This window comes from Marinobacter shengliensis (genome assembly GCF_030297115.1).
Lineage (GTDB): Bacteria > Pseudomonadota > Gammaproteobacteria > Pseudomonadales > Oleiphilaceae > Marinobacter > Marinobacter shengliensis.
This window is the reverse complement of the sequence record NZ_AP028062.1, coordinates 2,560,566-2,583,648: the sequence shown is the minus strand read 5'-3', so window position 1 is coordinate 2,583,648 and position 23,083 is coordinate 2,560,566. Positions and strand designations below refer to the sequence as shown.

The following is a 23,083-nucleotide window of genomic DNA, read 5'->3' as shown; positions in this document are numbered from 1 at the left end:
GTTCCAGCCATTAGACTTTGGTCTGACGGCTGAAGGCGGCGAAGCGGGGAAATCACACAAATCAATACAGGTAGCTATTCGATATGAATGAGCTGATGTCACAAGCCGTCGAGTTGATGATTGCTGGTATGGGCTTTGTGTTCGCGTTCCTGGTTGTTCTGGTATTCGCGACACTGCTCATGTCCAAACTCATTGGACGGTTTGCGCCGCCAGAGCCGGCAACCCCGGCCAAAACGCCACGTGCCAAGCCGAAGGCGCCCGCGTCGGTTGATCCTGACACCGCCGAGGCCATCAAGAAGGCGATTGCACAATACCGGGCACGCCACAAGAAGTGACCCGTTGCACGATTAGAACCTTTTAACAGAAGGCTGACACGATGACTGATACCAAGAAACCGCTGGGGATTACGGACGTAATTCTGCGTGACGCCCACCAATCCCTGCTTGCCACCCGTATGCGGCTTGATGACATGCTGCCCATTGCCGAGAAACTCGACAAAGTCGGTTTCTGGTCTCTGGAGTCCTGGGGTGGTGCTACCTTTGATTCCTGTATCCGTTACCTGGGCGAAGACCCATGGGAGCGCATCCGCGAGCTGAAAAAAGCCATGCCCAACACCCAACAGCAGATGCTGTTGCGTGGTCAGAACCTGTTGGGCTATCGCCATTACGCGGATGATGTGGTTGATCGTTTCTGTGAGCGTGCCGCCGAAAATGGCGTTGACGTGTTCCGTATCTTCGACGCGATGAACGATCCTCGTAACATGGACCGTGCCATCAAAGCCGTTCGCAAGACCGGCAAGCATGCCCAGGGCACCATTGCCTACACCACCAGCCCCGTGCATACCGTCGACATGTGGGTAGAGCTTGCGAAAGAAGTGGCCGACATGGGTGCCGATTCCATCGCCATCAAAGACATGGCGGGCATTCTCAAGCCCTACGTAGCGTATGAGCTGGTCAGTCGTCTGAAGAAAGAGCTGGATATCCCTATCCACATGCAGTGCCACGCCACCACCGGTATGTCTACCGCCACCGCCATCAAGGCTGCGGAAGCCGGCATTGATAACGTGGACACCGCAATCTCCTCCATGAGTATGACCTACGGCCACTCGCCCACTGAGGCAGTCGTGGCCATTCTGGAAGGTACCGACCGTGACACCGGCCTGGACCTGAACCTGCTGGAAGAAATTGCCGCTTATTTCCGCGAAGTGCGTAAGAAGTACGCCAAATTTGAAGGCAGCCTCCGTGGAACCGATTCCCGCATCCTGATTGCCCAGGTGCCGGGCGGCATGCTGACCAACATGGAAAACCAGTTGCGTGAGCAGAACGCAAGCGACAAGTTTGATCAGGTTCTGGAAGAAATTCCCAAGGTTCGCGAAGACCTGGGCTTCATCCCGCTGGTGACCCCAACCTCTCAGATTGTCGGTACCCAGGCGGTACTGAATGTTCTGACCGGCGAGCGTTACAAGTCGATCTCCAAGGAAACGGCTGCGATCCTGAAGGGTGAGTACGGCGCAGCGCCGGCACCCATGAACAAAGAGTTGCAGGATCGTGTTCTGGATGGCAAGGAAGTGATGACCTGCCGCCCGGCGGATGTGCTTGAACCGGAAATGGACAAGCTGACCGCTGAGCTGAAGGACATCGCCAAAGAGAAGGGCATCAAACTGGCCGAGCAGGAAGTTGATGACGTTCTGACCTACGCCTTGTTCCCGCAGATTGGCCTGAAGTTCCTGGAAAACCGCGGTAATCCGGATGCATTTGAGCCGGTACCGAGTGCCGATGACGTTGCCCCCGCCAAAAAGGCCGCTGGCCCTGAGACTTACACCGTAGAAGTTAACGGCAAGAAGTACGTGGTTGCTGTTAACGAAGGTGGTGAGATCAGCCAGATTGAAGGCCAGGGTGGCGCCTCTGCGCCTGCCGCTGCTGCAGCTCCGGCTGCCGGTGAGGGCGAGCCTGTGGTGGCGCCTCTGGGCGGTAACATTTGGAAGGTTCACGTTTCTCCGGGTGATACCGTGGAAGAGGGCGATGTGCTGATTATCCTCGAAGCCATGAAAATGGAAACCGAGGTGCGCGCACCCAAGGCCGGTACCATCGGTGAAGTCTTCATCAAGGAGGGGGACGCCGTCTCCGTTGATGATGAAATGCTGACAATCGCATAAGGGCCAGCATTCCATGGAAAAGTTATTGACGTTGTGGACAGGTAGTGGCCTGTTCAACATAGAGCCGGGCCAGGTGGTGATGATCATCGTTGGCCTTGTGCTTCTCTATCTTGCGATCAACAAGAAGTTTGAGCCATTGCTTCTGGTACCCATTGGGTTCGGTGGCATCCTGGCGAATATTCCGGAGGCAGGGCTTGCCCTGTCTGCGGCCGAGAACGCCATCCATTTCGCGAAGCCGGAAGTGTATGCGGCTTTGGCGAGCACACTAGATGTAGCCTATCAGGCTGGCCAGACAGTTACCCCTGAGGTAAAGGCGGCCTTCAAGGAAGCCTATGAGTCGGCTGGCTACGGCACGGTGAGTGCTGCGGATTCCATCGCTCAAAGCCTTGGTTACAGCCACGGGATGCTGCACAGCTTCTACATGGTGATTATCGGTTCTACCATTGGCCCGCTGCTGATCTTCATGGGCGTTGGCGCGATGACCGATTTTGGCCCCTTGCTGGCTAACCCCAAGACGCTGCTGCTTGGTGCCGCCGCTCAGTTCGGTATCTTCGGTACCGTGATTGGTGCGGCGTTGCTGGACTGGACCGGTGTTCTTGAGTTCACCATTCGTGAAGCAGCGGCCATCGGTATTATCGGTGGTGCGGATGGCCCGACGTCGATCTACGTATCAAGCGTTCTGGCTCCGCATCTGCTGGGTGCCATCGCGGTCTCTGCCTACGCCTACATGGCGCTGGTGCCGATGATCCAGCCGCCGATCATGAAGGCGCTGACCACCCAGAAAGAGCGCGCCATCAAGATGTCGCAGCTGCGCCCGGTGAGCAAGAAAGAGAAGATCATCTTCCCGATCGTGGTACTGATCGCGGTGGTTCTGTTCCTGCCGGATGCGGCTCCGCTGCTGGGTATGTTCTGCTTCGGTAACCTGATGCGTGAGTGTGGCGTGGTCGAGCGTTTGAGCGACACGGCCCAGAACGCGCTGATCAACATTGTGACCATCTTCCTGGGGCTGTCTGTTGGCGCCAAGCTGGTGGCGGACAAGTTCCTGGATGGCCAGACTCTGGGTATCCTGGTGCTGGGCATGGTGGCCTTTGCGGTTGGTACCGCTGCCGGTATCTTGATGGCCAAGTTGATGAATAAGGTGACCAAGGAAGCGATCAACCCGTTGATTGGTTCTGCCGGGGTGTCTGCGGTGCCGATGGCGGCGCGGGTGTCCAACAAGGTTGGCCTGGAGGCGAACCCGCAGAACTTCCTGCTGATGCACGCGATGGGCCCGAATGTGGCTGGTGTTATCGGCTCTGCGGTTGCAGCGGGTGTGATGATCAAGCTGCTTGGCTGATTGTTGTTCGCTGCTGTATTGAGAGAACCCTGCTTCGGCGGGGTTTTCTTTTTTGTAGCCTGCTAGTTTGGTGCTGGCAGCAGGGTGGCAGGGCTTTCCAAAAAACGCTCCTTCGGCACATCCATGTGGCGCTTGGGCTCCGCCATCCATGGCTCCGCACATTTTTGGAAAGCCCCGCCACCCTGCTGCTTCTGAGCTCCGAGTTGTCAGCCTTAAGAGTGCGGAAAAGTTTGCATTGTGGTGGTCGTTCCCAGCTGTTCAGTGAAAATCTCTGGAACTGACCGGTAACGCGTTAATCAGATGGCTCAGGTCAGACAGCTTTCCGGCCATGATATGAACGATATCTCCCTCCTTTTCGATAATCCCCTTTACGTGTAACAACCGGGCGGTGAGTAACGGTTTTCGTTGGCGGCGGGCGGTGTCTAGCCAGACGACGACGTTGATGTTGCCGGTTTCGTCTTCGAGGGTGACGAAGGTGACGCCGGAGGCGGTGCCGGGGCGTTGGCGGCCGGTGACGAGGCCGGCGACTTGTACGGGGATGCCGGGGCGGGTGGTTTTGAGTTGGTCGGCGGTGAGGCAGTAGCGCAGGTGGCCTTGTTCGCGGAGCAGGGCGAGGGGGTGTCTTTGTAGTGTTAGGCCCTGGCTGCTGTAGTCGGCCAGTACGTTCTGGCCTTCGGTGGGTTCGGGGAGCAGGTGGCAGGGCTCCGGGGTGTAATCGGCCATGGTTTCGTTGGCGAAGAGTTCTGCCGGTTCTTCGTGTTCGAGTAACTGCCAGTAAGCCTGGTGGCGGTTGCTGGTGAAGCCGGGCATGGCGTTGGCGCCGGCGAGGAGTTCCATGTCGCGCTGGTTGAGGCCCGCGCGGGTGCGCAGCTCGGCGGCGCTTTGGTAGCCGCTTACGGGGCGGTTCTGCTGAATGCGTTCGGCACCGCTGGAGGACAGGCCCTGTATGATTCTGAGGCCGAGGCGCAGGTGTTTTTCCTTGCCTTGCAGGGTGTGTTCCCAGGCGCTGTGGTTCACATCCGGTGGCAGCACGGTTACCTGGTGGCGCTGGGCATCCTGTACCAACTGGCTGGGGGAGTAGAACCCCATGGGCTGGCTGTTGAGTAGGGCGCAGTAGAAGGCGGCCGGGTGGTGGCGTTTGATCCAGGCGGAGACGTACACCAGCAAGGCGAAGCTGGCGGCGTGGGATTCCGGGAAGCCGTAGCCGCCGAAACCGCAGATTTGCTGGTATAAGCGTTCGGCGAAGTCCGGATCGTGGCCCCGTTCCAGCATGCCGCTGATCAGTTTGTCCCGGAACGGGGTGAGGTCGCCGTGGGATTTCCAGGCGGCCATGGCGCGGCGCAGTTTATCGGCTTCGCCGGCACTGAAGCCTGCCGCCACCATGGCCAGTTTGATGACCTGTTCCTGGAAGATCGGCACACCCAGGGTACGTTCCAGTACCTGGCGGACGGCGTCGTTCGGGTAGTCCACCGCTTCCAGGCCGTGTTTTCGGCGCAGGTAAGGGTGCACCATGTCGCCCTGAATAGGGCCGGGGCGGACGATGGCCACTTCAATCACCAAGTCATACCAGGTTTCCGGTTTCAGGCGCGGGAGCATATTGATCTGGGCCCGGGATTCCACCTGGAACACGCCGATGCTGTCGCCTTTCTGCAGCATGGCGTAGGTGGCCGGATCTTCCTGGGGTACATCCTGCATGGTGAACGTGTGGCCCTTTTCCTCGCTGATTAACGTCAGCGCCTTGCGGATGGCGGTGAGCATGCCCAGGGCCAGCACATCCACCTTCATCAATCCCAGGCTTTCCAGGTCGTCTTTGTCCCACTGGATCACGGTGCGGCCTTCCATGGCAGCATTTTCTACCGGCACCAGTTCAGCCAATGGCCCGGCACTGATCACAAACCCGCCCACATGCTGGGACAGGTGCCGGGGGAAACCCAGTATTGTGTTGACCAGGGTAAAGAACTGGTCTGCCACTTTCGGGTTTCGGGTGAGCCCTTTATCCAGAATCTGCTGGCGCCAGTTGGTGGCCTTGTCGCGCCAGTCGATGCCATCGAGCAGCTTTTCCACCAGTGCGGCGTCGAACCCCAGGGCCTTGCCGACATCGCGGATGGCGCTGCGGGGGCGATAGCGGATAACCGTTGCCGCCAGTGCCGCCCGTTCCCGGCCATAACGTTGATAGATGTACTGGATGACTTCTTCCCGCCGTTGGTGCTCAAAATCCACATCGATATCCGGTGGCTCGTCCCGGTCTTTCGAGATGAAACGTTCGAACAGCAGCTCCACCTTGGCGGGGTTCACTTCGGTGATGCCCAGGCAGTAACAGACGGCCGAGTTGGCGGCCGATCCTCGCCCCTGGCACAAGATACCGCAGCTGCGAGCAAAGGCCACGATGTCGTGGATGGTGAGGAAGTAATGCTCGTAGTTGAGCTCCGAGATCAAACCCAGCTCTTTGCGGATTAATGCCTGCACCTTCATGGGCGTGCCCCCGGGGTAGCGGCGACGTTCGCCGTCCCGGGTCAGGCGTTTTAGGTAGGCCGCCGGGGTTTCGCCCTTCGGTACAAGGTCAGGCGGGTATTCATAGCGCAGGCTGCCGGGCTCGAAACGGCAGCTGTTGGCAATGTTGACGGTTTCCTGAAGCCAGGCCTGGGGGAACAGGCGTTGCAGTACCGGGAGCGGCCGCAGGTAACGCTCGCCGTTCTGGAACAGGCAGTGGCCAGCGTTTTCGACCGTGGAGTGATGGCGCAGTGCCGTGAGTACATCTTGCAGGGGCTGGCGCTCCCTGGCGTGCATGTGTACTTCGCCGGTTGCGGCAATGGCAAGTTTGAGCTGATCGGCCAGCTTGCGTACACGAGCCAGCTGTTGCTCTTCGCCCGCTTCCAGGGTGCGGGTGGCGCCAATGCGCAGGCGTTGCTCAAACAACCGTTGCAACCATTCGCCACAAACCTCGGCTTGCTCGTAGCTGGCAGCCGACGATGCCGGTGGTAGCCACAGGCAGAGGCAGTTATCCAGCTCTTGGGTTTCGATATCCCGGGTAAACAGCTGATATTGGCCTTTCTCTGCCCGGCGCCGGCCGGTTGTGATCAGCTGGCAGAGTTGTCCATAACCCTTGCGGTTACGGGCCAGAAGGATAAAGCGGGGAGCCGAACCACCGGGGGGCGCATCTTCCAGTTCAAACCAGCTACCGGTAATTAGCTTTACCGGGCTGCCTTTCAGGGCAGACCAGGCTCTGGGAATGCCGGCAACGGAGCAGGCATCGGTGATGGCGATAGCGTTGTAGCCCAGCTCCAGGGCACGCTCGGCCAGCTCGTGGGGGTGTGAGGCCCCGGTCAGGAAGGTGAAATTGCTGAAGCAGAATAACTCTGCGTAGCCGGTAGCCATCAGCCAAACCATCCGTGTATGAACCAGCCATCCTGCACGTCCCGGAACACCCAGGCCAGTTCGCCGCCCGGCAACTGGGCGATGTAGTAATCTCGGTGAACCCGCTGGCCATCCCACCAGCCACCGCTGATGCGCTCCGGGCCGGAATGCCAGGTTTCCGGGGGCTGAGCCAGAGGCCGGGGAGCCTTCAGGAGCCACAAGGGACGCCGGGGTAGTGTCACTGAAGCCTGTGGCCGGAGTTTACAGGGTTTGCCCGGATTGTTGGCAGACCAGGCACATTCGGGCCGGTGATCAGCCCTGGCCGCAAGCCGTTTCAGGGACTGTTCGCCCAGGCGTGCCTGCAGGCGGCTGATCAGCGTGTGCCAGGCTTCGTCCAGGTCTTCCGTTTCGCCCAACAGATCCCGGCCTAACGGGGCTTCCCGGCCGGTGAAGCGTTTGACTGCCAGAATCAGGCCGGTGACCGGTGCGCTCAAGGGGTGTTGGTCCAGCTTCAGGCGTATCAGTTTCAGAAACATCTCGGCCCGGTGTTCCGGCCCGGTAGTGCGAATGCGTAAACGGGTGGCTTGCTGATGCCGGTGCTGCAGAATCAGTAACAGGGTATCCGTGTCTTGCTGGCGCCAGCACAGGTCTTCCTCCAGTTCTGACAGAATCCGCTGTAGTGAGAACAGCAGCCCCTCGGTGTGCTCCACTTCGTGAATGAAGTCGGCTTTTTGCCGGAAACTGTGGGGTGGTTGCCAGGGGGCTTTTGGGTCTGGCCGGGTGCCCTGGATTTTCTGGACCATGGCCAGCAGTTCTGGTGACAGTCGCCGGGCCAGCTCTGTGGGGGGCAGGGCAAACACCTCTGCCAGGGTGTTCAGCCCCAGGCGTTGTAAGCGGGTGCAGGACTTTTCATCAAACCCTGCGGCCGGCAAGGGTAGGCTTCCCACCGATGCAAGAATGTGGTGTTTGTCTGCCGTGCATTCCCCTTTGCCGGCCCGGGCCAGTAACTGTGCGGCCTGGGGCGTATGGCCAATGGCGACCCAGGCGGTCAGTTTACGTTCGGCCAGCGCCTGCTCCACGGTTTGCCAGATAGAAGGCAAACCGCCATACAGTTTCTGCAGGCTGCTGACTTCTGCCCAGATACCGTCTGGCGGTGAGAGGGTAATGTGTGCTGCATAGCGGTATAGCCAGCGCGCCTGGTCTTCCAACAGCCAGGCTTCCTGCCTGGCTTCGGTACGCATGATGCTCAGTTCTGGTGCCAGGCCCAGGGCAGTCTTCAGGCGCATACCGGCTTCAATACCAAGATCCCTGGCGTTTGGGCAGGCCTGAACCACGGTATGCCCGGCGCCATCCACAATCGCCAGGGCTCCTGTGGATGGCTGATTCCGGTGGATGTGGTCCAGCAGCAAATGCGGGAAGTGCAGGTAAAGCCAGAGCATACAGCTTACCCTTGTGAACGGGGCCACGGCCCCTGAACCACACGGGATGAATCCTGAGTGGTGATGTCTGCCCGGTGCCCTAACGCCAGGGAACAACGTTGGCCAGGCCAGCTGCCACGGCGCTTGATGATGTTTACTTTGAGGTCCTGGTGATCCCCTGGCACCAGTTCCAGGCGCAAAGCCGCAGGTGAGTTTTGATCCGCCTGCCGGCGGCTACGGAACAGCACACACACATTGCCGCCGGCTTCTGATGCCAGCTGTAGCCGCCGGATATCCCGGCTGGCAAGCTTGCCAGGCCAGGCGAGCACCAGCCCGGTTACCGGTGAGCGAAGGCAGTTCTCAAGTGTCCACAGGAAATCGCCCTGATCGTCTGTGTTGATCACCACCAGATGGTCCAGATTCACGCCTTCCCGGGCCAGGGCAGGGGCATAGGGCGTGTGCGGCGGGTTCAGCCAGAAAACGGTCTTGCCCTGCTCAGACAAGCGCTGCATTAATGGCAAAACAAGGTGCAACTCACCAATGCCGAGGGCATCCAGCAGGCATTCGCTCAACGCGCCCCGGGGCCAACCAAGGCCACCCAGTTGATTGTCCAGAACCTGATAGCCTGTCGGCTCTGCTGGCTGCGTAGTTTTTCTATGCTTGTGGCCCTGCCATACGCGGGCATCCTGCAGAAGACTGCTGAGAAGGTCACTCATGGGGAAATCTCTGAACACTGTTTATATATACAGTATTATTGTGGGGGCGGAATTTCAACTACCCACTTGATAAAACCGCTCACGCCACCCACGCTGGACACAGTAACCAGGAGAGGAGAAACAGCCATGACAAAACTGAGCCAACACGCCTGTGAAGCCTGCCGTTCAGACGCACCGAAAGTGACCGGCCAGGAGAAGCAGGAACTGCTGAGCGTGATCCCAGACTGGGAAGATGTGATGGTAGACGGCGAGGAACAGCTACGCAGGGTCTTCACCTTCAAGAACTTCGTGGAAGCGCAAGCCTTCACCAACAAAGTGGCGGACCTGGCCGAAGCCGAAAACCATCACCCCGCGATTCTGCTGGAGTGGGGCAAAGCCACCGTGCGCTGGTGGACTCACAAAATCGGCGGTTTGCACAAAAATGATTTCATTATGGCCGCCAGAACAGACGAGCTTTATTAAAAGGCCTCGTCCACCGGGCTGCGCACACCAAAGCCGCCTTTACGGACAACATGGGTGTAGATTTCGGTGGTACGGACATCGGAATGGCCGAGTAGCTTCTGGATAGTGCGTAAATCGTAGCCTGCTTCCAGAAGCCGCGTAGCAAAACTGTGCCTGAAGGTGTGGCTCCCGGCGGGCTTGTGAATGCCCGCCGCGCGAATGGCGATCTTGAAGTGCTTCTGTACCGTTCGGTCAAGCATGTGGTGGCGCCGCCGTATTCCAGAACGCGGATCAATAGAAAGATCCGGTGCCGGAAATACATACTGCCAGTCTGGTTCCTGGCTGGCACTGGGATATTTTCTGGCCAGGCCAGCCGGTATATACACCAATCCACAGCCACGGGCGATATCTACCTTGTGCTGCAGCAGGGCTGAGTGGATCTGCTTCTGGAGAGGCTCAATCAGCCGGTCTGGAAGCAGTGTGATTCTGTCTTTACCGCCTTTGCCTTCGCGGATAATTAACTGCTGCATCCCGAAATCAATGTCTTTTATCCGGAGCCGAAGCGCTTCACTTATCCGTAAACCAGAACCGTAAAGTAGCATGGCGATCAGTTTATAGTCGCCTTCCAGGTTGGCAATGACCCGCCGGGCCTCGTCCGGACTGAAGACAACGGGCAGCTTCTTGGGTTTTCTGGCTGCCTCATACTGAAGCTCTTCCAAGGGTGTGCCCAGAAACTCCCGGTACAGGAAAATCAGGGCATTCAGTGCGACTCGCTGGGTAGCCACGCTGACATTTGCCTGCAGTACCAGATGTGACAAAAATGCCTCTACCTCCGCAGTGCCCATCGCTTCGGGGTGTTTCCGGCCATGGAACCGGATAAAGCGTTTAATCCAGAAAACGTAGGTTATCTCGGTTTTATAGGCCAGGCCCCGTAGCCGGATAAAGTTCCTGAGTTGATCAAGAAAGCGGGTAGATTGCGGTGAAATAGGGATGCGGATATCCATATCCTGAACTCTCTCTTTTTATGTATGGATATACAGTATATTGGTGTAGGGATTTGTCAATCCCTGATGGAGCCGTAGTTATACGAACGCGTTCGCAAAACTCCGGAAAAATGGATAGGAAATGTTTGTAACCTTCTGATATGGTTAGAAACTAGGATTTTCAGGGGTGGAGTTATACGCCCCTATGTAGGGGCTGGGGTGGCTCGAAAGAGGGCGTATAACTCCGGCGGTAGCCGTGGTGACTTCTGTTAACCTTCTGTTCTTGTTAGGAAAAGTATGAAATTTTGGGCGCGTTTTGGGTGGAGTTATACGAACGCGGGATATACGAACGTGTTCGTATAATTCACTGTTAACTGATTTGAGGGGGTGGTTTTGTACAGAAAGGACGTCGAGAAGCTAAAGAATCAAATCTCACTAGACCTCAGATCCAGCGCTCGGTCGTATTACAAGATTGGTATAGATGTTTTTCATGACGCGAGAATGAAGAGCTGGGTTGACTTTCAGCCTGCAATCGGGAACTTATGTATAAGTGTTGAGCTTTTATTAAAGTCAGTAATCGCTGAAAAGGCGCTCTACATGCTTTATGTCGGCCTACCTGACGAAGCCAAGCTGCTATTGTGCTATCCAGACAGCTTAACGAAAGAACATAACTCAGTCTCTTATATTGGCGATCTTAAATACTTTTCGTACAAAACTATTGAAATGGATAAGGCGTCTTCTTTTTTATTTCATTTTTATCCAGAAATTAAGCAGGAGTATAAAGGCTTCTTTCATTCACTTTCTTCAATTAGAAATGTAAGTGTGCACGCATCTGTTCCAGATTTCCAAAAATACGAACTGGAAAGCATTGCTTACCACTCAACAAGATTATTCCATAAAGTTTCTGAGTTAGGTGTATTTAAGTATTTCCCCTTTAGCCCAGAAAAGAAAACCGTAAATTTTTTAAAATATTACGAGGGCGAAAAGGTAAAGAAAGTTAAAGACGCTTTAGATAACGCTCGGAAGGTTGTGAAAAGCGGCAAGCTGAACGAATCATTTTCCTATTGTGATGATTGGGCAATGATGGTGCAAGAGTGCCCTATATGTGGCCAAAATGGCGTGTATACAGGTGAAACTGAAGAAAGTTCTGATGATAATGGTGTATCTCTTAACTTTCTATGTGAATCGTTCGAGTGCGATGCTTGCGGTTTAAAGCTTGAAGATTTTGAAGAGCTAGAGCTTGCTGGTATGGAGACTAGTATTGATAGAGAGGATGATGTCGAACAATGGTGTCATGAACACGGATACTATGACGATGACCGGTGGGATCACAGTTAACAAACAATTGCAGCGGATCAAATTTTGCTGCGCAAAATTAACCCGCTGAATTGGGCGTTATACCTCAAGGAGGAGCATATGAGAAAACTGGTAAGTTCAGGCTCTCCTTTGGAAGAACCGATTGGGTTTTCCAGAGCATGCAGAGTTGGAAACATGATTTCTGTCGCCGGCACGGCACCCATAGAGAATGGTGAAACTACCTGCGTTGGGGATGTTTATGGGCAGACCAAGTATTGCTTGGAACTGTCTATTCGGGCTATCGAAGAGGCTGGAGGAAAACCGACAGATATAATCAGAACTCGCATCATGCTCACTGACATTTCTCGTTGGGAGGAAGCCGCCAAAGCACATGGTGAGTTATTTTCTGCAATAAAGCCCGCGTGTACGTTTGTTGAAGTAAGCCGCTTCATCAATCCGGACTGGCTTGTAGAAACGGAGATCGATTGTGTCCTGGGTCCGGTATAACAAAGCCATTAAGTCTGTTCCGGGCCGGTGGCCCTCCACCGGACGTCCCTGTCGGGCCGCCGCTTATGGCTGGCGTTGAGGCTGTAGAAAAACCCCGAAATCACCCTGTGTTTTGATAGGATCAGGCAAACGGACAAGGAGTGGTCAGATGCCCCGCTTCAAGCACTACAACTACGACCAGGACACCATGGTCGCCATCAACTACCAGGAACAGCTCCAGCCCGGCACCTTTGAACACGCGGTGCACTACCTGATCGAGCACAAACTGAACCTGGCGGTGTTTCATCCCAAGTACCGCAACGAAGACACTGGCCGGCTGGCCTACGATCCGGCCATCCTGCTGAAGATCATCCTGTTTGCCTACTCCAAGGGCATCACCTCCAGTCGCGAAATGCAGTGGTGTTGCGAGACCAACATCATCTTCAAAGCTCTCTCCTGCGATACCGTTCCGCATTTCACGACCCTGGCCAAGTTTGTCAGCAGCCACGCCGATGAGATCGAAGAGCTGTTCGAACAAGTTCTGCTGGTGTGCCACGAAGAAGGTCTGTTGGGTAACGAGCTGTTTGCCATCGACGGCTGCAAAATGTCCTCCAACGCGGCCAAGGAATGGTCCGGCACCTTTAAAGAGCTGGGCGAGAAGCGGGAGAAACTGCGACGACTGATCCGTCATCACCTCAGGGCGCATTACGAGCGGGACGAGGCAGACACCGAGGCCGAACTGGACCGCGACATCCGCCGAGCGAAGACCATTCTGTCGTTGGATGAGGCCGCTAAAAAGATTGATCGTTTCCTAAAGACGAGCCGCCCACGGATGGGCCGGGGGAAACGGAGCAAGGAAGTGAAGAGCAACGTCACCGATAACGAAAGCGCCAAGATGACCACCAGCAAAGGCACGATCCAGGGCTACAATGGGGTCGCCACGGTGGATAAGAAACACCAAATCATCATCGACGCCCAGGCCTTTGGCGAAGGCCAGGAACATCACACCCTGCAACCGGTACTGGAAACCGTCGAAGCCCGTTTCAAGAAACTGGGTATCGCTGACAACATCTACCAGTCTGGCGCTATTGTCACTGCCGACACCGGCTTCGCCAACGAGGCCAACATGCAGTACCTGCATGACCGTCAGATCAACGGCTATGTGCCAGACAACCAGTTCCGCAGCCGGGACCCGAAGTTCACAAACCAGAAAGACAAGTACGGCAAGCGGCATCAAAACCTGCCGGACAAGGGTTGGAAAGACATCATTCCGGCCAGTGAATTCCAGTTCGATCCCGTGAACCTGATCTGCGTCTGCCCGACTGGCGAAGAGCTTACCTATCGGGGTCAAAGGGAAGCCGAGAATGGCAAGGTCCGAGTTCACTTCGAAGGTCGATTGCTGCAATGTCGCCACTGTCCCAAGAAGCACCAATGCATGCAGAACCCTGCATCCGCTAACCACCGAAATGGGTCTGGCCGACAGGTGTCGTTCACCATTGAGAACAAGCGTCTGCCGAACTACACGGACTGGATGAAGCACCGGGTCGACAGCCAACAGGGCAAAGAGATATACAGCCACCGAATGTCGGTGGTGGAGCCGGTGTTCGGCAACATCGGCACGAACAAACGGCTGAATCGCTTCAGCTTGCGAGGCAAGAAGAAGGTGCAAGGCCAATGGCAGCTATACTGCCTGGTGCACAATATTGAGAAGTTGGCGAATTACGGGCGGTTAGCAGCGTGATGTCGGGATCAGGCGGTTACAAATGTGTCTGCTGGATGTCAGCTATACCGGCACTGACACCGTCAAAAGGGCTGAAACTCATGGCTGAACATCGGAACGATGATAATCGGCTAACTGATGGCCGCTAAGAAAATTTTAGGAACCAGGTGCTGGGGAAGGCTCGGAATCGGGTTTTTCTACAGCCTCGTTATGGGGCTCTCGTATGAGAGATGACATTCCGAAAACTCACACTGAAGTTCTGGCTGCACTCAGTGGTCGCGGAAGTTTGTCGTTCGATATGCCCGCAGCCAGAAAAAAGCAGTTTGCCCTAAACATCCAGAGGCAGAAAAGGTCTCTCATCATGCTTAGGCAAAATACTGGTTGGCTTGGGAAAAAATGGGCACTCATTTACAGTTTTTACGCCGAAGTTTCCCTAATGTGGGTCTCACGAGGTGTACCCAGCATGGGCCATGCCTTTTTGGTATATCAGACAGCGCACCGTGCAATCGAGACCATTGAGGGTGAAGATATTGACGGTGGAATTATCAGGGTTACCTTTGTTGGCCGCCCATAACAAGGCCAGGCACGCGACGCCTACTGCATTGCGGCTTCGCCTCCATTCCGTAGCCGCGCATGCTGGCTGGCGTTAGCGACCGGTATGGGCCACTTCCTGCAATGCTGGTAATGGAAGCAGCTTCGCGCACAGAGCGGACGTTAGAAGGGTCGGGACGGACTCGCTATCGATCCGAAATGGTGATTCGACGGTCACTGGTATCAGCGATCTGAGTGGTTCAATATGAAACCTTAGGTTCAATCGGACGTCCGAATCCAAACATAGAATTTAAATAAGCAAGAGTGCCCAGGCAAAAGTGGGCTGATTTAAGTCAGCCTTTCGTGCATTTTCGTTTCTTGAAGGTTAGGTTAGTTCAGCATCGTATGATAAAGACCATCACCTCACTAACACGCTGGCTTGCCAATAGCCTCTATAGCATCGTGTCTTGGCTGGAAAGCAAAGACCGCTCCGCCGACATGCAATCGAAGTTCGTGGACCTCGCGCCAACTGATGAGGCAGACAAGGCTGGCGTATATTCCGAAGCGATTTTGTTTGCGACGAACAATGCGAAGGTCTCCAACATTGCCCTAACGGGTCCCTATGGGTCGGGAAAGAGCAGCATCATCCAATCCTTCTTGAAGAAGTATCGGCGGCCTGCGCTTCATATTTCTCTTGCTGCGTTCGTTCCCGAGGCCGATTCCGGGGGCGAGAAGGTGAGCCGTCAAGAGATTGAGAGAAGCATCCTGCAGCAGATGCTGTATGGTGCTGACGCAAACAAGCTTCCGCTATCGCGGTTCAAAAGAATTCAGTCGCCCGGTGTTTGGTCGATTTTTAAATCTCTTTACATAATGCTTGGAATTCTCGCGCTTTGGTACGTGTTTCATCAGCGAGAAGACATCATCAGCGGCCCCTTTTTCGTTCCGCTCGCGCTCAGCAATTGGCTCAACCTGGGGACCTTCGTGCTCGCGGCAACATTCCTCTGGGTGACACTGCATCATTTTTATGTCGCGAGCTTCGGTCTGTCACTCAAGAGCATCTCGTTGAAGGACGTTGAGATAAAGCCTGCACATGATGACCAGGCGTCCATATTGAACCGTCACCTAGACGAAATAGTCTACTTCTTCCAATCAACCGATTACGACCTTGTAGTCATTGAGGATATAGATCGATTTGAAAATGCCGAAATTTTCGTCACACTGCGCGAAATTAATAGCCTCGTGAACGAGAACGCAGGCGTGAAACGCACCATCAGATTCCTCTACGCCCTGCGCGACGACATGTTTGTCAACACCGATCGAACCAAGTTCTTCGAATTCATCATTCCCGTCATACCGATCATCAACACATCGAATTCGATCGACATGGTATTGGAGCAGGGAAGGAGACTTGAGCTCGACGGCCGCCTTGATCGGCAGTTTCTGAGAGAGGTCTCACGATACCTGAACGACCTGAGGTTGATTCAGAACATCTTTAATGAATACGCCATTTATGTGGCTAATTTGGAAACTGATGGAGAGAATCTGCTCGACGCCAACAAGCTCCTCGCGATCCTGATCTATAAAAACGTCTATCCAAGGGACTTTGAGCAACTGCACCGCGGCGCGGGGACTCTCGCTGAAATATTGAACCGCCAAGACGAGCTCATTGGGCATGGTGAGGCCACGTATAGGACCGAGATCGCGGAACTCGAAAAGCGGCTTGAAGTCGCCGAGCGACAGACGCCTTCGGACCTGAGAGAGTTGCGGCAAATCTACGCTATGGCTCTGATTGAGAAGCTTCCAGCGAATGTTAACAGCGTTCGTATTGATGGGTCACAATGGATCCCCCTTCCACAGTTGGTCAGCCACGATGCGTTTGAGCAACTTATAGAGGCTTCCCGTCTTATCGGCCGCAACATCAATGGTCAACAACATCAGGTCGATGTTTCCAAATTGCAAAGCGAGGTGGACTCCCAGAAATCCTACCAGCAACGCAAGGAGGAGATCGAAAGCAAGGCGGCTGATAATAAGAACAAGAGCTTGCGCCAAATACGCGACCTAAGATCAAAGATCGCAGCGCTTCGCACGACTAAGCTCAACGAGCTGTTGCGTTTGAACGCCGACCACGTGCAGGATCTTTTCGGGAACTTCGGGGAAAACGGAGAGCTTGCCCGTTTTCTGATTCTGGAAGGCCATCTCGACGATACCTACTACCAATACACTTCACTCTTTCACTCAGGCCGTTTGTCGCCCAATGACAATAAGTTTCTGATCCAGATACGGGCATTCGTCACGCCTGAGCCGGGTTTTCCGATCGACAATCCGAAAGAGGTCATCGCAGCGATGCGAGATGAAGACTTCCGGCAAAGCTATGTCTTGAACGTCAAGCTTGTCGATAGTCTCCTGGGTGACCGGAGCAGTTACCTCGACCAAACGCAGAAGCTTTTCGAGTTTCTCTCGTCCGAATTCGAGAGCTGCGAGGACTTTTTCGATGCCTATTACACCAGCGGCCGCGATGTTGTAGGACTTCTTTCGGGACTAGTCAAAGCTTGGAAAAGTCTAGTCCCAACTGTCATTGCCAGCCCTAACAATATCTCCCACGTCACCCAACTGGTCTCGAACCTACCGGAAACCTCGCTCAAAACGCTCGCAAGGGATTTTGATGAGTTACCGGAATTTGTTTCGGCGAACCTTCCAGAGATTCTGGTGAATTCACCCGAACTAGAACCGGAACGCCTTGCATGTCTCGACTTTGAGATCAAAGATCTGGCTGCAATCAAAGAACACTCTGAAATTGTACGCGTCATGTTCGAGGAGGGGCTTTTCGAACTCACGATCCCGAACCTGGAGTACGTCTACCAAGCGATTTTGGGAGAGAACGATCTCGAGCCACTACGCGAGAGGAACTTCACGGCCATACGTTCGACGAATAACACAACCTTGATGAAGCGGGTCGAACGCGATTTCGACCGCTACTTTATCGATGTACTTTTGGAGCTTGAAGAAAATTCTAAAGAGGATGCGCCTGCTATTCTTGCCGTGGTTCGCCACGATACGCTTGATGAGGATGATCTTCGGGAGTTTCTTGAACGGCAGACGACCCTGCTGCCAACTCTAGAAGATGTGCCCGAGAGATTGCACGCAATGCTGTTCAAGCTAAATGTGATCGAACCAACTTGGGTGAACTGTCTTGATTTTATGGAAGGTGAAGGGTTCGAAGCAGATAGCCTGGTTGGCTATCTTGATCGGGATGTTGTCCGTGCGGCTATCCTGAAATACCCCATACCAAGTGACTCAGATTCACTGCAGCTGCGTCAATTCCTCGTCGGGGCAGGCTCGCTGTCTCATGCCGCCTACAGAGAATATGCTCACGCCCTGCCGAACTCGTTCAAAAAGCCACCCGAAGGACTCGAGCCAGCCAAGCTTCGAATCCTGATAGATGAAGGAAAAATCACATTCACTAAGGAGAGTCTCGACGCGCTCACTGACAATAGGGACTTGCAGGTACTATTTGTCGCGGCCAATATCGACACATATTTGGCGGACCCAGACAGCTTTGCGCTGGACGAAGATTTCTTGGAAGATCTTCTTCGATCTGAAATTGATCATGCAGCCAAACTCCGGATAGTTGAGTTGATGGACCTTGGAGCACTCGTAAATTTACCCAACAGAGCAGCACTTATTGGTCCAATCATTCAAAATACCGACGTCGAAATTTTCGACCTTGATGTCGGTATAGTACGATCTTTAATTGAGCATTCTAGACCTATAGAGACGCAAATATCACTTCTAAATAAATGTCATGCTCATTTAAATGATAATGAAGTGCGTCAAGTCTTGGCCAATCTACCGCGACCGTTTTCCGAAATAAAAACTGGGTATATGGCGCCGAAACTGAAGAACAGTTCCGAGAATATAGAGTTGGTTAGGTGGCTTGACTCAAGAAACATTATTTCGTCATGGAGTGAGAGTAAATTATTCAATAATGATATAAAAGTGAATCTCTATAGACGCTGATAAGCGGCTTCCAAAATTCCGCACTGTCTCGGCGTCGGCGTTACCCCGCCTGGAGCGCCACACACCGAACGACCGCTTCGGGCCAACTCTTGCAATGCTGGTAATTGAAGCGGCTTGGCGGACAGAGCAACAGTATATGTTGCCCCTTACTACTGACAGCTCGGGAGAAAATGGTCCAAGATCAAGCCATTATGGAATGGCCGTTGCGATATGATACGCAGGGTAAGGCAGAAAACGCGCAGGCTCAGTATTAAAATGTTAGCTCTCTAGGAGTTCTTAGTGGATACAAATGAAGGAAGAGTATACTTCGCCCTTGATAGTGATGACTTTGATCTTGACGACGAAGTAACGGAATTTCTCGGAATTGAACTAATATCAATCAAAGCAGTATAATTTTTAGTCGAAATTAGAGTGTTTTTTATATTGATAAATATAATCACTAAAGCCAAAGAGCTAACAAATGGCTTCTGTCGGACTGGTAAAAGCTCCGGCTTCGCCTCCACTTTTCCCAGCCGCAGAGCCGAGCGTTAACCCTTCCACCCGCCACCTTGCAAAACTCCGTCAATGACGTATATTGGTCATCATGTTTACCATCATCGAAACCCCTACATTCGAATCAGATGCCAGAAAGATCTGGACTGAGGAGGAACGGAATGCGTTCTTTGCCTGGCTGGCAGCCAATCCGGAAATTGGCGATCCCATTCCAGGGAGCGGTGGATGTAGAAAGGTTCGTTGGTCGGTGGCGGGTTCAGGGAAGCGTGGTGGAGTGCGAGTCATCTACTTCACCAGATTGGCAAATGGTGAGATCTGGTTGTTGGTGATCTACAAGAAGGCCGTCAAGGAGAACATACCCGCGCATATCCTGAAGTCGATTCGTGAGGTATTGGAAAATGAGTAATGAGACTCTGAGTGCTGAGGAGCTTGGTAACAAGCTGCTCCAATCTGTTAAAGAAATGAAAGCAGGCAAAGCCGCACGAGTCAGTCGTGTGGAGCCAAATGAGGTCGCAGAGGCGCGCGGCAAGACTGGCCTTACACAACGAGAGTTTGCCGAGGTGCTCCACATTTCCCCGCGCACGCTACAGGAATGGGAGCAGGGGCGACGTAAACCTTCCGGGCCGGCAAAAGCGCTCATCGAGATTGCGTTTCGCCATCCGGAGGTGATTCGGGAAGACCTCGAGCTCAGGGGTTAACAAGGCCAATCACGGCGACGCCTACTGCATTGCGGCTTCGCCTTCATTTCGTAGCCGCGCATGTTGGCGGGCGTTAGCTGTGATTGCCCCACCTGAAAAGTGATACTATAGTGTCACTATTAGTCTGATTTAGGGTGAGCCCATGAAAGTTGAGCTTGTTACGAACCTCAAGCGCCAAGCCACAAAGATTCTGGCAGATCTGCACTTGTCTAAGGAGCCGATACTGATCACGGAGCATGGTCAGCCATCGGCATATCTTGTCGATGTGCAGGATTACGAGTTTATGCAGCGCCGACTTGAGCTGCTTGAGGGGCTCTCACGGGGAGAGCGTGCTGTACTTGAGGGAAGAACGTACAGTCAAAGTGAGGCCAGGGAGAAAATGAGTAAATGGCTGAAGTAATCTGGACGGAGCCTGCCCTTCAAGAACTGGATGCCATAGCTGAGTACATTGCTCTGGATAATCCTGTTGCCGCAAGTCATCTGGTCCAGGAAGTTTTCGATAAGACCGAGCGCTTGGAAGATTTTCCCCAATCCGGACGGATTCCTCCAGAGCTCCCTAATTCGGTATACAGGGAGGTAGTGGTTCCACCGTGTCGCATTTTTTATCGTGAGGATAAGAAGCGGGTTCTCGTCCTCTATGTCATGCGAGAGGAGCGACAGCTTCGGGCGTACATGCTTGGGAACAGCTAACCAGGCGCGTGACTCGGATGCCTTTGTCTCCGCTTCGCTACGTCAAAGTCACCGGTGCGCTTCGGCGTTAAGCTTGGTTGTTGCGTGGTGCGCAACATGCTAGCATTTCCTCATGATTAAATCATTCCGTCACAAAGGACTGAAGCGGTTCTACTCGACCGGCAGCACGTCTGGCATACAGCCAGATCATCCCAAGAAACTGCGCATGCAGCTGGCAGCTCTGGATACCGCCACTTCGGTGGATGATATGGATATCCCTGGTTTTCGGCTTCACCCATTGAAGGGGCTAGACAAAGGGCGGTGGTCGATTTGGGTAAGCGGAAACTGGCGCATGACGTTCGAATTTCGGGACGGCAACGCCTACATACTTGATTATGAGGATTATCACTAATGACCATGCATAATCCGCCACATCCCGGTGAATTCATTCGGGAGGTGTACCTGGCGCCTTTCGGTATCAGTTCCCGTCAGCTTGCTTCCAGTCTGGGCGTATCACCTTCCACTTTGTCTCGGTTGCTCAAAGGAAATAGTGGTATTAGCCCGGAAATGTCATTGCGGCTATCCAAGGTTCTCGGGCGTACTCCTGAGAGCTGGTTGGCAATGCAGGACATGTACGATCTTTGGGTGGCCCGCAATACGGTCAATCTGGATGGCATTCATCCCCTGGACTTCGAAGCAGCTTAACCAGTGGCTGTTGTCGGACGCGCCTACGCTGGCGCTCCGGCACGCCGCTTCGCTCAGCGTTAGCACCTCAGGTCCGACGGCTGTCGTTCACGTCGTCCGCAAGCCAAGCCTTGATCAGTGATTGATAGGGCATGTCCCGCTTGTTGGCTTCGATTTTGATCCGATCAAGCAAGGTTTCCGGCAACCGGAGTGAGATAGTCTTGGTTGAGGGTTTCAGCTTCGGGAGCGATGCCGGCTTGGCCTGACTCCAATGCAGGCACTGCGACACCCCTTACATTTCGCCTTCGGCTCCATTCCATAGGCGCCCATGCTGCAGGCGTTATGTTTCTCTCAGGGCCGGCTCAAGTCCAAGATGATCAACAAAGGGGATAAAGTCGCGATCCAGCGCCATCAGGCTTTGTTTGGTCTGACGATATTGTTTGTCGTTGCGGATGCCTTGCAGGATTTCCAGAAATATGAGGTCCCCGATAGCGACATATCCTTGGACTATCGAGGCATCCAACAGATCGGTATGTGGGTTAGTGACTCCGTTGAAATAGTCGATCCAGACGCTGGTATCCACCAGTATCATCCGGCGCTCCGCATTTCATTCAGGTCGCCTTCCCACTTGACCTTGCCGCGCAGTTTTCGAATTTCCTGCTGCTTGCTCAACTGGACCAGAAGTTTCAGGCCTTGCTCAACGGCTTCTTTTTTGGTTTTGTAGCCGGAGGCTTTGAGGGCTTCGGCCATCAACTCGTCGTCAATGACAATGTTCGTTCTCATGGTGCACCTATGTGTATGGTTTACAGTTTCTATACACAATCTAGCACTTCGGGGAAAACATAACAATCGGCTGCACAGCCACCCATTTTACGCCGCTTCGCGGCTCCAAACCGGCGCGCGAGCCGGGCGTTATGCAGGGCGTTCGTCTTGTCGTACGTACCTAAAGGCGTACACTTGGTGAAAAGTTGAACACACAAGAGGTGCGTCATGACCGGAATCACAGCAACTGAGGCGCGCAGTAACCTATATCGGTTGATCGACGAGACTGCCGAGTCCCACCAGCCAATCGTCATTATGGGTAAGCGGAACAAGGCCGTTTTGGTATCCGAGGAAGACTGGTCAGCCATTCAGGAAACACTTTATCTCCTTTCTGTACCTGGTATGCGGGAGTCTATTCGTGAGGGAATGGATTCCCCTGTGGATGAATGTGATGAGGAGCTGGGCTGGTGACCTCGCGGGGGCGTATTCGCGTCGCTACAATATTCAGCATCGTCTGGTTTACCAAGAGCTGGAAGACGAGCGGGTGGTGAGAGTTCTCAGGCTCTGGAGCCACTACGAGTGATGCATAACCAGCCGCTGTTGCCGGGCAATTTTTCACAGCGATGCGGCTCTAAGATTGCCCCTGCCAGGATGCAATCACCAATATGTTAGCCAACTGGGAAAATAATAATGATGTTACGGCTGCGGGCGATTTTCGCTGTCATGTTTTTTTCTTGTCTGATTTCGCTGCCGGGCAAAGCTGCTGCGGCAGAGGTTGGTGCCGGGGACTGGCATGGCCTGGAGCTCGGGGTGGCCTTGAATAATTGGCGAAACAGTGGAGACAACCATGCCGGCTACCAGGTTTTGTTGGCTTTTCGGCCATCGCAGCAGCATCGCTTTCAAGCCCGTTATACCGATGTTTCCAATGATGCTTCAAATGGCTGGTCGGCTTTTAAAGACGTCATCACGCTGTGTGATCTCCGGTCCGATTGCGATTCCAGTGACAGCGAGGGCCGAACTATTCGCGAGCATGCCTTACTCTATCAATACCGTGCGTGGGGCCGGAGCAGTAGCCAGGGGGCTGCTGAGGTATGGATTGGTGGTGGCCCGGGGTGGATCAAGGAAACCCTGAGACAACAGGTTGGGGAGGCAAGGCAGGTACGCCGGGACACCGGGGTTGCCTGGTCTACTCAGTTGGTTGGACGAGGTAGCCGGTTTTATACGGCGCTTACGCTTGAGGGCAACACTGAAATCAATGGCACCCTCGTGGGCCTCGGTTTCGGATTCGGGTTTTGAGCGGTAGTTTCAGTTGATATTCAAATGAC

Annotated in this window: 24 protein-coding genes and 1 pseudogene; 18 read left to right on the top strand and 7 right to left on the bottom strand. The window is 54.2% G+C overall.

Annotation, left to right across the window (positions count from 1 at the left end):
* The first annotated feature begins 83 nt into the window (after positions 1–83).
* Genes QUE75_RS11855 through QUE75_RS11845 form a run of 3 tightly spaced genes read left to right on the top strand, consistent with a single transcriptional unit; the run spans position 84 to position 3,491 of the window.
* Positions 84–335, top strand: coding sequence for an OadG family protein (locus QUE75_RS11855; RefSeq protein WP_061332702.1), 252 nt, complete (start codon positions 84–86; stop codon positions 333–335).
* Between the two features lie 41 nt (positions 336–376).
* The gene (oadA, locus tag QUE75_RS11850) at positions 377–2,155 is read left to right on the top strand and encodes a sodium-extruding oxaloacetate decarboxylase subunit alpha (RefSeq protein ID WP_061332703.1); all 1,779 of its coding nucleotides are present in this window, start codon (positions 377–379) and stop codon (positions 2,153–2,155) included.
* A gap of 13 nt (positions 2,156–2,168) precedes the next feature.
* Positions 2,169–3,491, top strand: a complete 1,323-nt coding sequence (locus QUE75_RS11845) for a sodium ion-translocating decarboxylase subunit beta (protein WP_061332704.1) — start codon at positions 2,169–2,171, stop codon at positions 3,489–3,491.
* Positions 3,492–3,749: 258 nt separating this feature from the next.
* Here the strand turns inward: QUE75_RS11845 and QUE75_RS11840 are convergent, their stop codons facing one another.
* The 3 genes from QUE75_RS11840 to imuA are packed head-to-tail and all read right to left on the bottom strand — an operon-like array spanning position 3,750 to position 8,979.
* Positions 3,750–6,866: an error-prone DNA polymerase gene (locus QUE75_RS11840; protein WP_286250343.1), complete on the bottom strand. Its 3,117-nt coding sequence runs from the start codon at positions 6,864–6,866 to the stop codon at positions 3,750–3,752.
* Positions 6,866–8,284, bottom strand: coding sequence for a Y-family DNA polymerase (locus tag QUE75_RS11835; RefSeq protein ID WP_286250341.1), 1,419 nt, complete (start codon positions 8,282–8,284; stop codon positions 6,866–6,868). The genes QUE75_RS11840 and QUE75_RS11835 overlap by 1 nt, the downstream gene beginning before the upstream one ends.
* 5 nt (positions 8,285–8,289) lie before the next feature.
* Positions 8,290–8,979, bottom strand: coding sequence for a translesion DNA synthesis-associated protein ImuA (imuA, locus tag QUE75_RS11830; RefSeq protein ID WP_061332707.1), 690 nt, complete (start codon positions 8,977–8,979; stop codon positions 8,290–8,292).
* Positions 8,980–9,105: 126 nt separating this feature from the next.
* Here imuA and QUE75_RS11825 point away from each other — a divergent pair, with 126 nt between their 5' ends.
* Positions 9,106–9,441 (top strand): 4a-hydroxytetrahydrobiopterin dehydratase, encoded by a 336-nt coding sequence (locus QUE75_RS11825; protein ID WP_061332708.1) that lies wholly within the window; start codon positions 9,106–9,108, stop codon positions 9,439–9,441.
* Here QUE75_RS11825 and QUE75_RS11820 read toward each other — a convergent pair.
* Positions 9,438–10,424, bottom strand: a complete 987-nt coding sequence (locus tag QUE75_RS11820; protein WP_286250334.1) for an integron integrase — start codon at positions 10,422–10,424, stop codon at positions 9,438–9,440. The two genes, QUE75_RS11825 and QUE75_RS11820, sit on opposite strands and share 4 nt — an antisense overlap.
* Before the next feature lie 480 nt (positions 10,425–10,904).
* Between QUE75_RS11820 and QUE75_RS11815 the strand changes: the two genes are divergently transcribed.
* The 11 genes from QUE75_RS11815 (at position 10,905) to QUE75_RS11765 (ending at position 21,017) form a co-directional block, all read left to right on the top strand.
* A complete protein-coding gene (locus tag QUE75_RS11815; RefSeq protein ID WP_286250332.1) occupies positions 10,905–11,741 on the top strand; it encodes a hypothetical protein in 837 nt (278 codons plus the stop codon).
* 78 nt (positions 11,742–11,819) lie between these two features.
* Positions 11,820–12,206 (top strand): RidA family protein, encoded by a 387-nt coding sequence (locus tag QUE75_RS11810; RefSeq protein WP_286250330.1) that lies wholly within the window; start codon positions 11,820–11,822, stop codon positions 12,204–12,206.
* Between the two features lie 148 nt (positions 12,207–12,354).
* A complete protein-coding gene (locus QUE75_RS11805) occupies positions 12,355–13,926 on the top strand; it encodes a transposase (protein WP_286250329.1) in 1,572 nt (523 codons plus the stop codon).
* 202 nt (positions 13,927–14,128) lie between these two features.
* Positions 14,129–14,479, top strand: coding sequence for an RNA recognition motif domain-containing protein (locus QUE75_RS11800; protein WP_232902770.1), 351 nt, complete (start codon positions 14,129–14,131; stop codon positions 14,477–14,479).
* A gap of 362 nt (positions 14,480–14,841) precedes the next feature.
* Positions 14,842–18,453 (top strand): YobI family P-loop NTPase, encoded by a 3,612-nt coding sequence (locus QUE75_RS11795; protein WP_286250320.1) that lies wholly within the window; start codon positions 14,842–14,844, stop codon positions 18,451–18,453.
* A 583-nt stretch (positions 18,454–19,036) separates the two neighbouring features.
* A complete protein-coding gene (locus QUE75_RS11790) occupies positions 19,037–19,351 on the top strand; it encodes a transcriptional regulator (protein ID WP_286250317.1) in 315 nt (104 codons plus the stop codon).
* Positions 19,344–19,643 (top strand): helix-turn-helix domain-containing protein, encoded by a 300-nt coding sequence (locus tag QUE75_RS11785; protein WP_016914159.1) that lies wholly within the window; start codon positions 19,344–19,346, stop codon positions 19,641–19,643. The genes QUE75_RS11790 and QUE75_RS11785 overlap by 8 nt, the downstream gene beginning before the upstream one ends.
* A gap of 142 nt (positions 19,644–19,785) precedes the next feature.
* Positions 19,786–20,043: a type II toxin-antitoxin system Phd/YefM family antitoxin gene (locus tag QUE75_RS11780; RefSeq protein WP_022992576.1), complete on the top strand. Its 258-nt coding sequence runs from the start codon at positions 19,786–19,788 to the stop codon at positions 20,041–20,043.
* Positions 20,031–20,333 carry a type II toxin-antitoxin system RelE/ParE family toxin gene (locus tag QUE75_RS11775; RefSeq protein WP_061332717.1) on the top strand — a complete coding sequence of 101 codons (303 nt, stop codon included), beginning with the start codon at positions 20,031–20,033 and terminating at the stop codon, positions 20,331–20,333. Before QUE75_RS11780 ends, QUE75_RS11775 begins: the two co-directional genes overlap by 13 nt.
* 112 nt (positions 20,334–20,445) lie before the next feature.
* Positions 20,446–20,724: a type II toxin-antitoxin system RelE/ParE family toxin gene (locus QUE75_RS11770; protein ID WP_230714988.1), complete on the top strand. Its 279-nt coding sequence runs from the start codon at positions 20,446–20,448 to the stop codon at positions 20,722–20,724.
* Positions 20,724–21,017, top strand: a complete 294-nt coding sequence (locus QUE75_RS11765) for a HigA family addiction module antitoxin (protein ID WP_061332719.1) — start codon at positions 20,724–20,726, stop codon at positions 21,015–21,017. The genes QUE75_RS11770 and QUE75_RS11765 overlap by 1 nt, the downstream gene beginning before the upstream one ends.
* Before the next feature lie 67 nt (positions 21,018–21,084).
* Here QUE75_RS11765 and QUE75_RS11760 read toward each other — a convergent pair whose 3' ends face one another.
* Genes QUE75_RS11760 through QUE75_RS11750 form a run of 3 tightly spaced genes read right to left on the bottom strand, consistent with a single transcriptional unit; the run spans position 21,085 to position 21,779 of the window.
* Positions 21,085–21,285 (bottom strand): BrnA antitoxin family protein, encoded by a 201-nt coding sequence (locus QUE75_RS11760; RefSeq protein ID WP_230714989.1) that lies wholly within the window; start codon positions 21,283–21,285, stop codon positions 21,085–21,087.
* 51 nt (positions 21,286–21,336) lie between these two features.
* A complete protein-coding gene (locus tag QUE75_RS11755; protein ID WP_286250300.1) occupies positions 21,337–21,588 on the bottom strand; it encodes a PIN domain-containing protein in 252 nt (83 codons plus the stop codon).
* The gene (locus QUE75_RS11750) at positions 21,585–21,779 is read right to left on the bottom strand and encodes a type II toxin-antitoxin system VapB family antitoxin (protein WP_061332722.1); all 195 of its coding nucleotides are present in this window, start codon (positions 21,777–21,779) and stop codon (positions 21,585–21,587) included. The genes QUE75_RS11755 and QUE75_RS11750 overlap by 4 nt, the downstream gene beginning before the upstream one ends.
* Before the next feature lie 207 nt (positions 21,780–21,986).
* Here QUE75_RS11750 and QUE75_RS11745 point away from each other — a divergent pair, with 207 nt between their 5' ends.
* The 3 genes and pseudogenes from QUE75_RS11745 (at position 21,987) to QUE75_RS11735 (ending at position 23,054) form a co-directional block, all read left to right on the top strand.
* A complete protein-coding gene (locus tag QUE75_RS11745) occupies positions 21,987–22,229 on the top strand; it encodes a type II toxin-antitoxin system Phd/YefM family antitoxin (protein ID WP_061332723.1) in 243 nt (80 codons plus the stop codon).
* Positions 22,225–22,341, top strand: a pseudogene (locus QUE75_RS11740) (Txe/YoeB family addiction module toxin); the annotation flags it as partial. The gene QUE75_RS11745 and the pseudogene QUE75_RS11740, both read left to right, overlap by 5 nt.
* Before the next feature lie 107 nt (positions 22,342–22,448).
* Positions 22,449–23,054: a hypothetical protein gene (locus QUE75_RS11735; protein WP_106695971.1), complete on the top strand. Its 606-nt coding sequence runs from the start codon at positions 22,449–22,451 to the stop codon at positions 23,052–23,054.
* Positions 23,055–23,083 lie beyond the last annotated feature (29 nt).

Excerpts from the sequence above, each read along its gene's own strand:
- QUE75_RS11800 (WP_232902770.1), top strand. The coding sequence starts at position 14,129 with ATGAGAGATGACATTCCGAAAACTCACACTGAAGTTCTGGCTGCACTC.
- QUE75_RS11795 (WP_286250320.1), top strand. The coding sequence starts at position 14,842 with ATGATAAAGACCATCACCTCACTAACACGCTGGCTTGCCAATAGCCTC.
- QUE75_RS11825 (WP_061332708.1), top strand. The coding sequence starts at position 9,106 with ATGACAAAACTGAGCCAACACGCCTGTGAAGCCTGCCGTTCAGACGCA.
- QUE75_RS11785 (WP_016914159.1), top strand. The coding sequence starts at position 19,344 with ATGAGTAATGAGACTCTGAGTGCTGAGGAGCTTGGTAACAAGCTGCTC.
- QUE75_RS11815 (WP_286250332.1), top strand. The coding sequence starts at position 10,905 with ATGAAGAGCTGGGTTGACTTTCAGCCTGCAATCGGGAACTTATGTATA.
- QUE75_RS11845 (WP_061332704.1), top strand. The coding sequence starts at position 2,169 with ATGGAAAAGTTATTGACGTTGTGGACAGGTAGTGGCCTGTTCAACATA.
- QUE75_RS11775 (WP_061332717.1), top strand. The coding sequence starts at position 20,031 with ATGGCTGAAGTAATCTGGACGGAGCCTGCCCTTCAAGAACTGGATGCC.
- QUE75_RS11820 (WP_286250334.1), bottom strand. The coding sequence starts at position 10,424 with ATGGATATCCGCATCCCTATTTCACCGCAATCTACCCGCTTTCTTGAT.
- QUE75_RS11745 (WP_061332723.1), top strand. The coding sequence starts at position 21,987 with ATGACCGGAATCACAGCAACTGAGGCGCGCAGTAACCTATATCGGTTG.
- QUE75_RS11780 (WP_022992576.1), top strand. The coding sequence starts at position 19,786 with ATGAAAGTTGAGCTTGTTACGAACCTCAAGCGCCAAGCCACAAAGATT.
- QUE75_RS11790 (WP_286250317.1), top strand. The coding sequence starts at position 19,037 with ATGTTTACCATCATCGAAACCCCTACATTCGAATCAGATGCCAGAAAG.
- QUE75_RS11735 (WP_106695971.1), top strand. The coding sequence starts at position 22,449 with ATGATGTTACGGCTGCGGGCGATTTTCGCTGTCATGTTTTTTTCTTGT.
- QUE75_RS11765 (WP_061332719.1), top strand. The coding sequence starts at position 20,724 with ATGACCATGCATAATCCGCCACATCCCGGTGAATTCATTCGGGAGGTG.
- QUE75_RS11810 (WP_286250330.1), top strand. The coding sequence starts at position 11,820 with ATGAGAAAACTGGTAAGTTCAGGCTCTCCTTTGGAAGAACCGATTGGG.
- imuA (WP_061332707.1), bottom strand. The coding sequence starts at position 8,979 with ATGAGTGACCTTCTCAGCAGTCTTCTGCAGGATGCCCGCGTATGGCAG.
- oadA (WP_061332703.1), top strand. The coding sequence starts at position 377 with ATGACTGATACCAAGAAACCGCTGGGGATTACGGACGTAATTCTGCGT.
- QUE75_RS11835 (WP_286250341.1), bottom strand. The coding sequence starts at position 8,284 with ATGCTCTGGCTTTACCTGCACTTCCCGCATTTGCTGCTGGACCACATC.
- QUE75_RS11755 (WP_286250300.1), bottom strand. The coding sequence starts at position 21,588 with ATGATACTGGTGGATACCAGCGTCTGGATCGACTATTTCAACGGAGTC.
- QUE75_RS11855 (WP_061332702.1), top strand. The coding sequence starts at position 84 with ATGAATGAGCTGATGTCACAAGCCGTCGAGTTGATGATTGCTGGTATG.
- QUE75_RS11750 (WP_061332722.1), bottom strand. The coding sequence starts at position 21,779 with ATGAGAACGAACATTGTCATTGACGACGAGTTGATGGCCGAAGCCCTC.
- QUE75_RS11770 (WP_230714988.1), top strand. The coding sequence starts at position 20,446 with ATGATTAAATCATTCCGTCACAAAGGACTGAAGCGGTTCTACTCGACC.
- QUE75_RS11840 (WP_286250343.1), bottom strand. The coding sequence starts at position 6,866 with ATGGCTACCGGCTACGCAGAGTTATTCTGCTTCAGCAATTTCACCTTC.
- QUE75_RS11805 (WP_286250329.1), top strand. The coding sequence starts at position 12,355 with ATGCCCCGCTTCAAGCACTACAACTACGACCAGGACACCATGGTCGCC.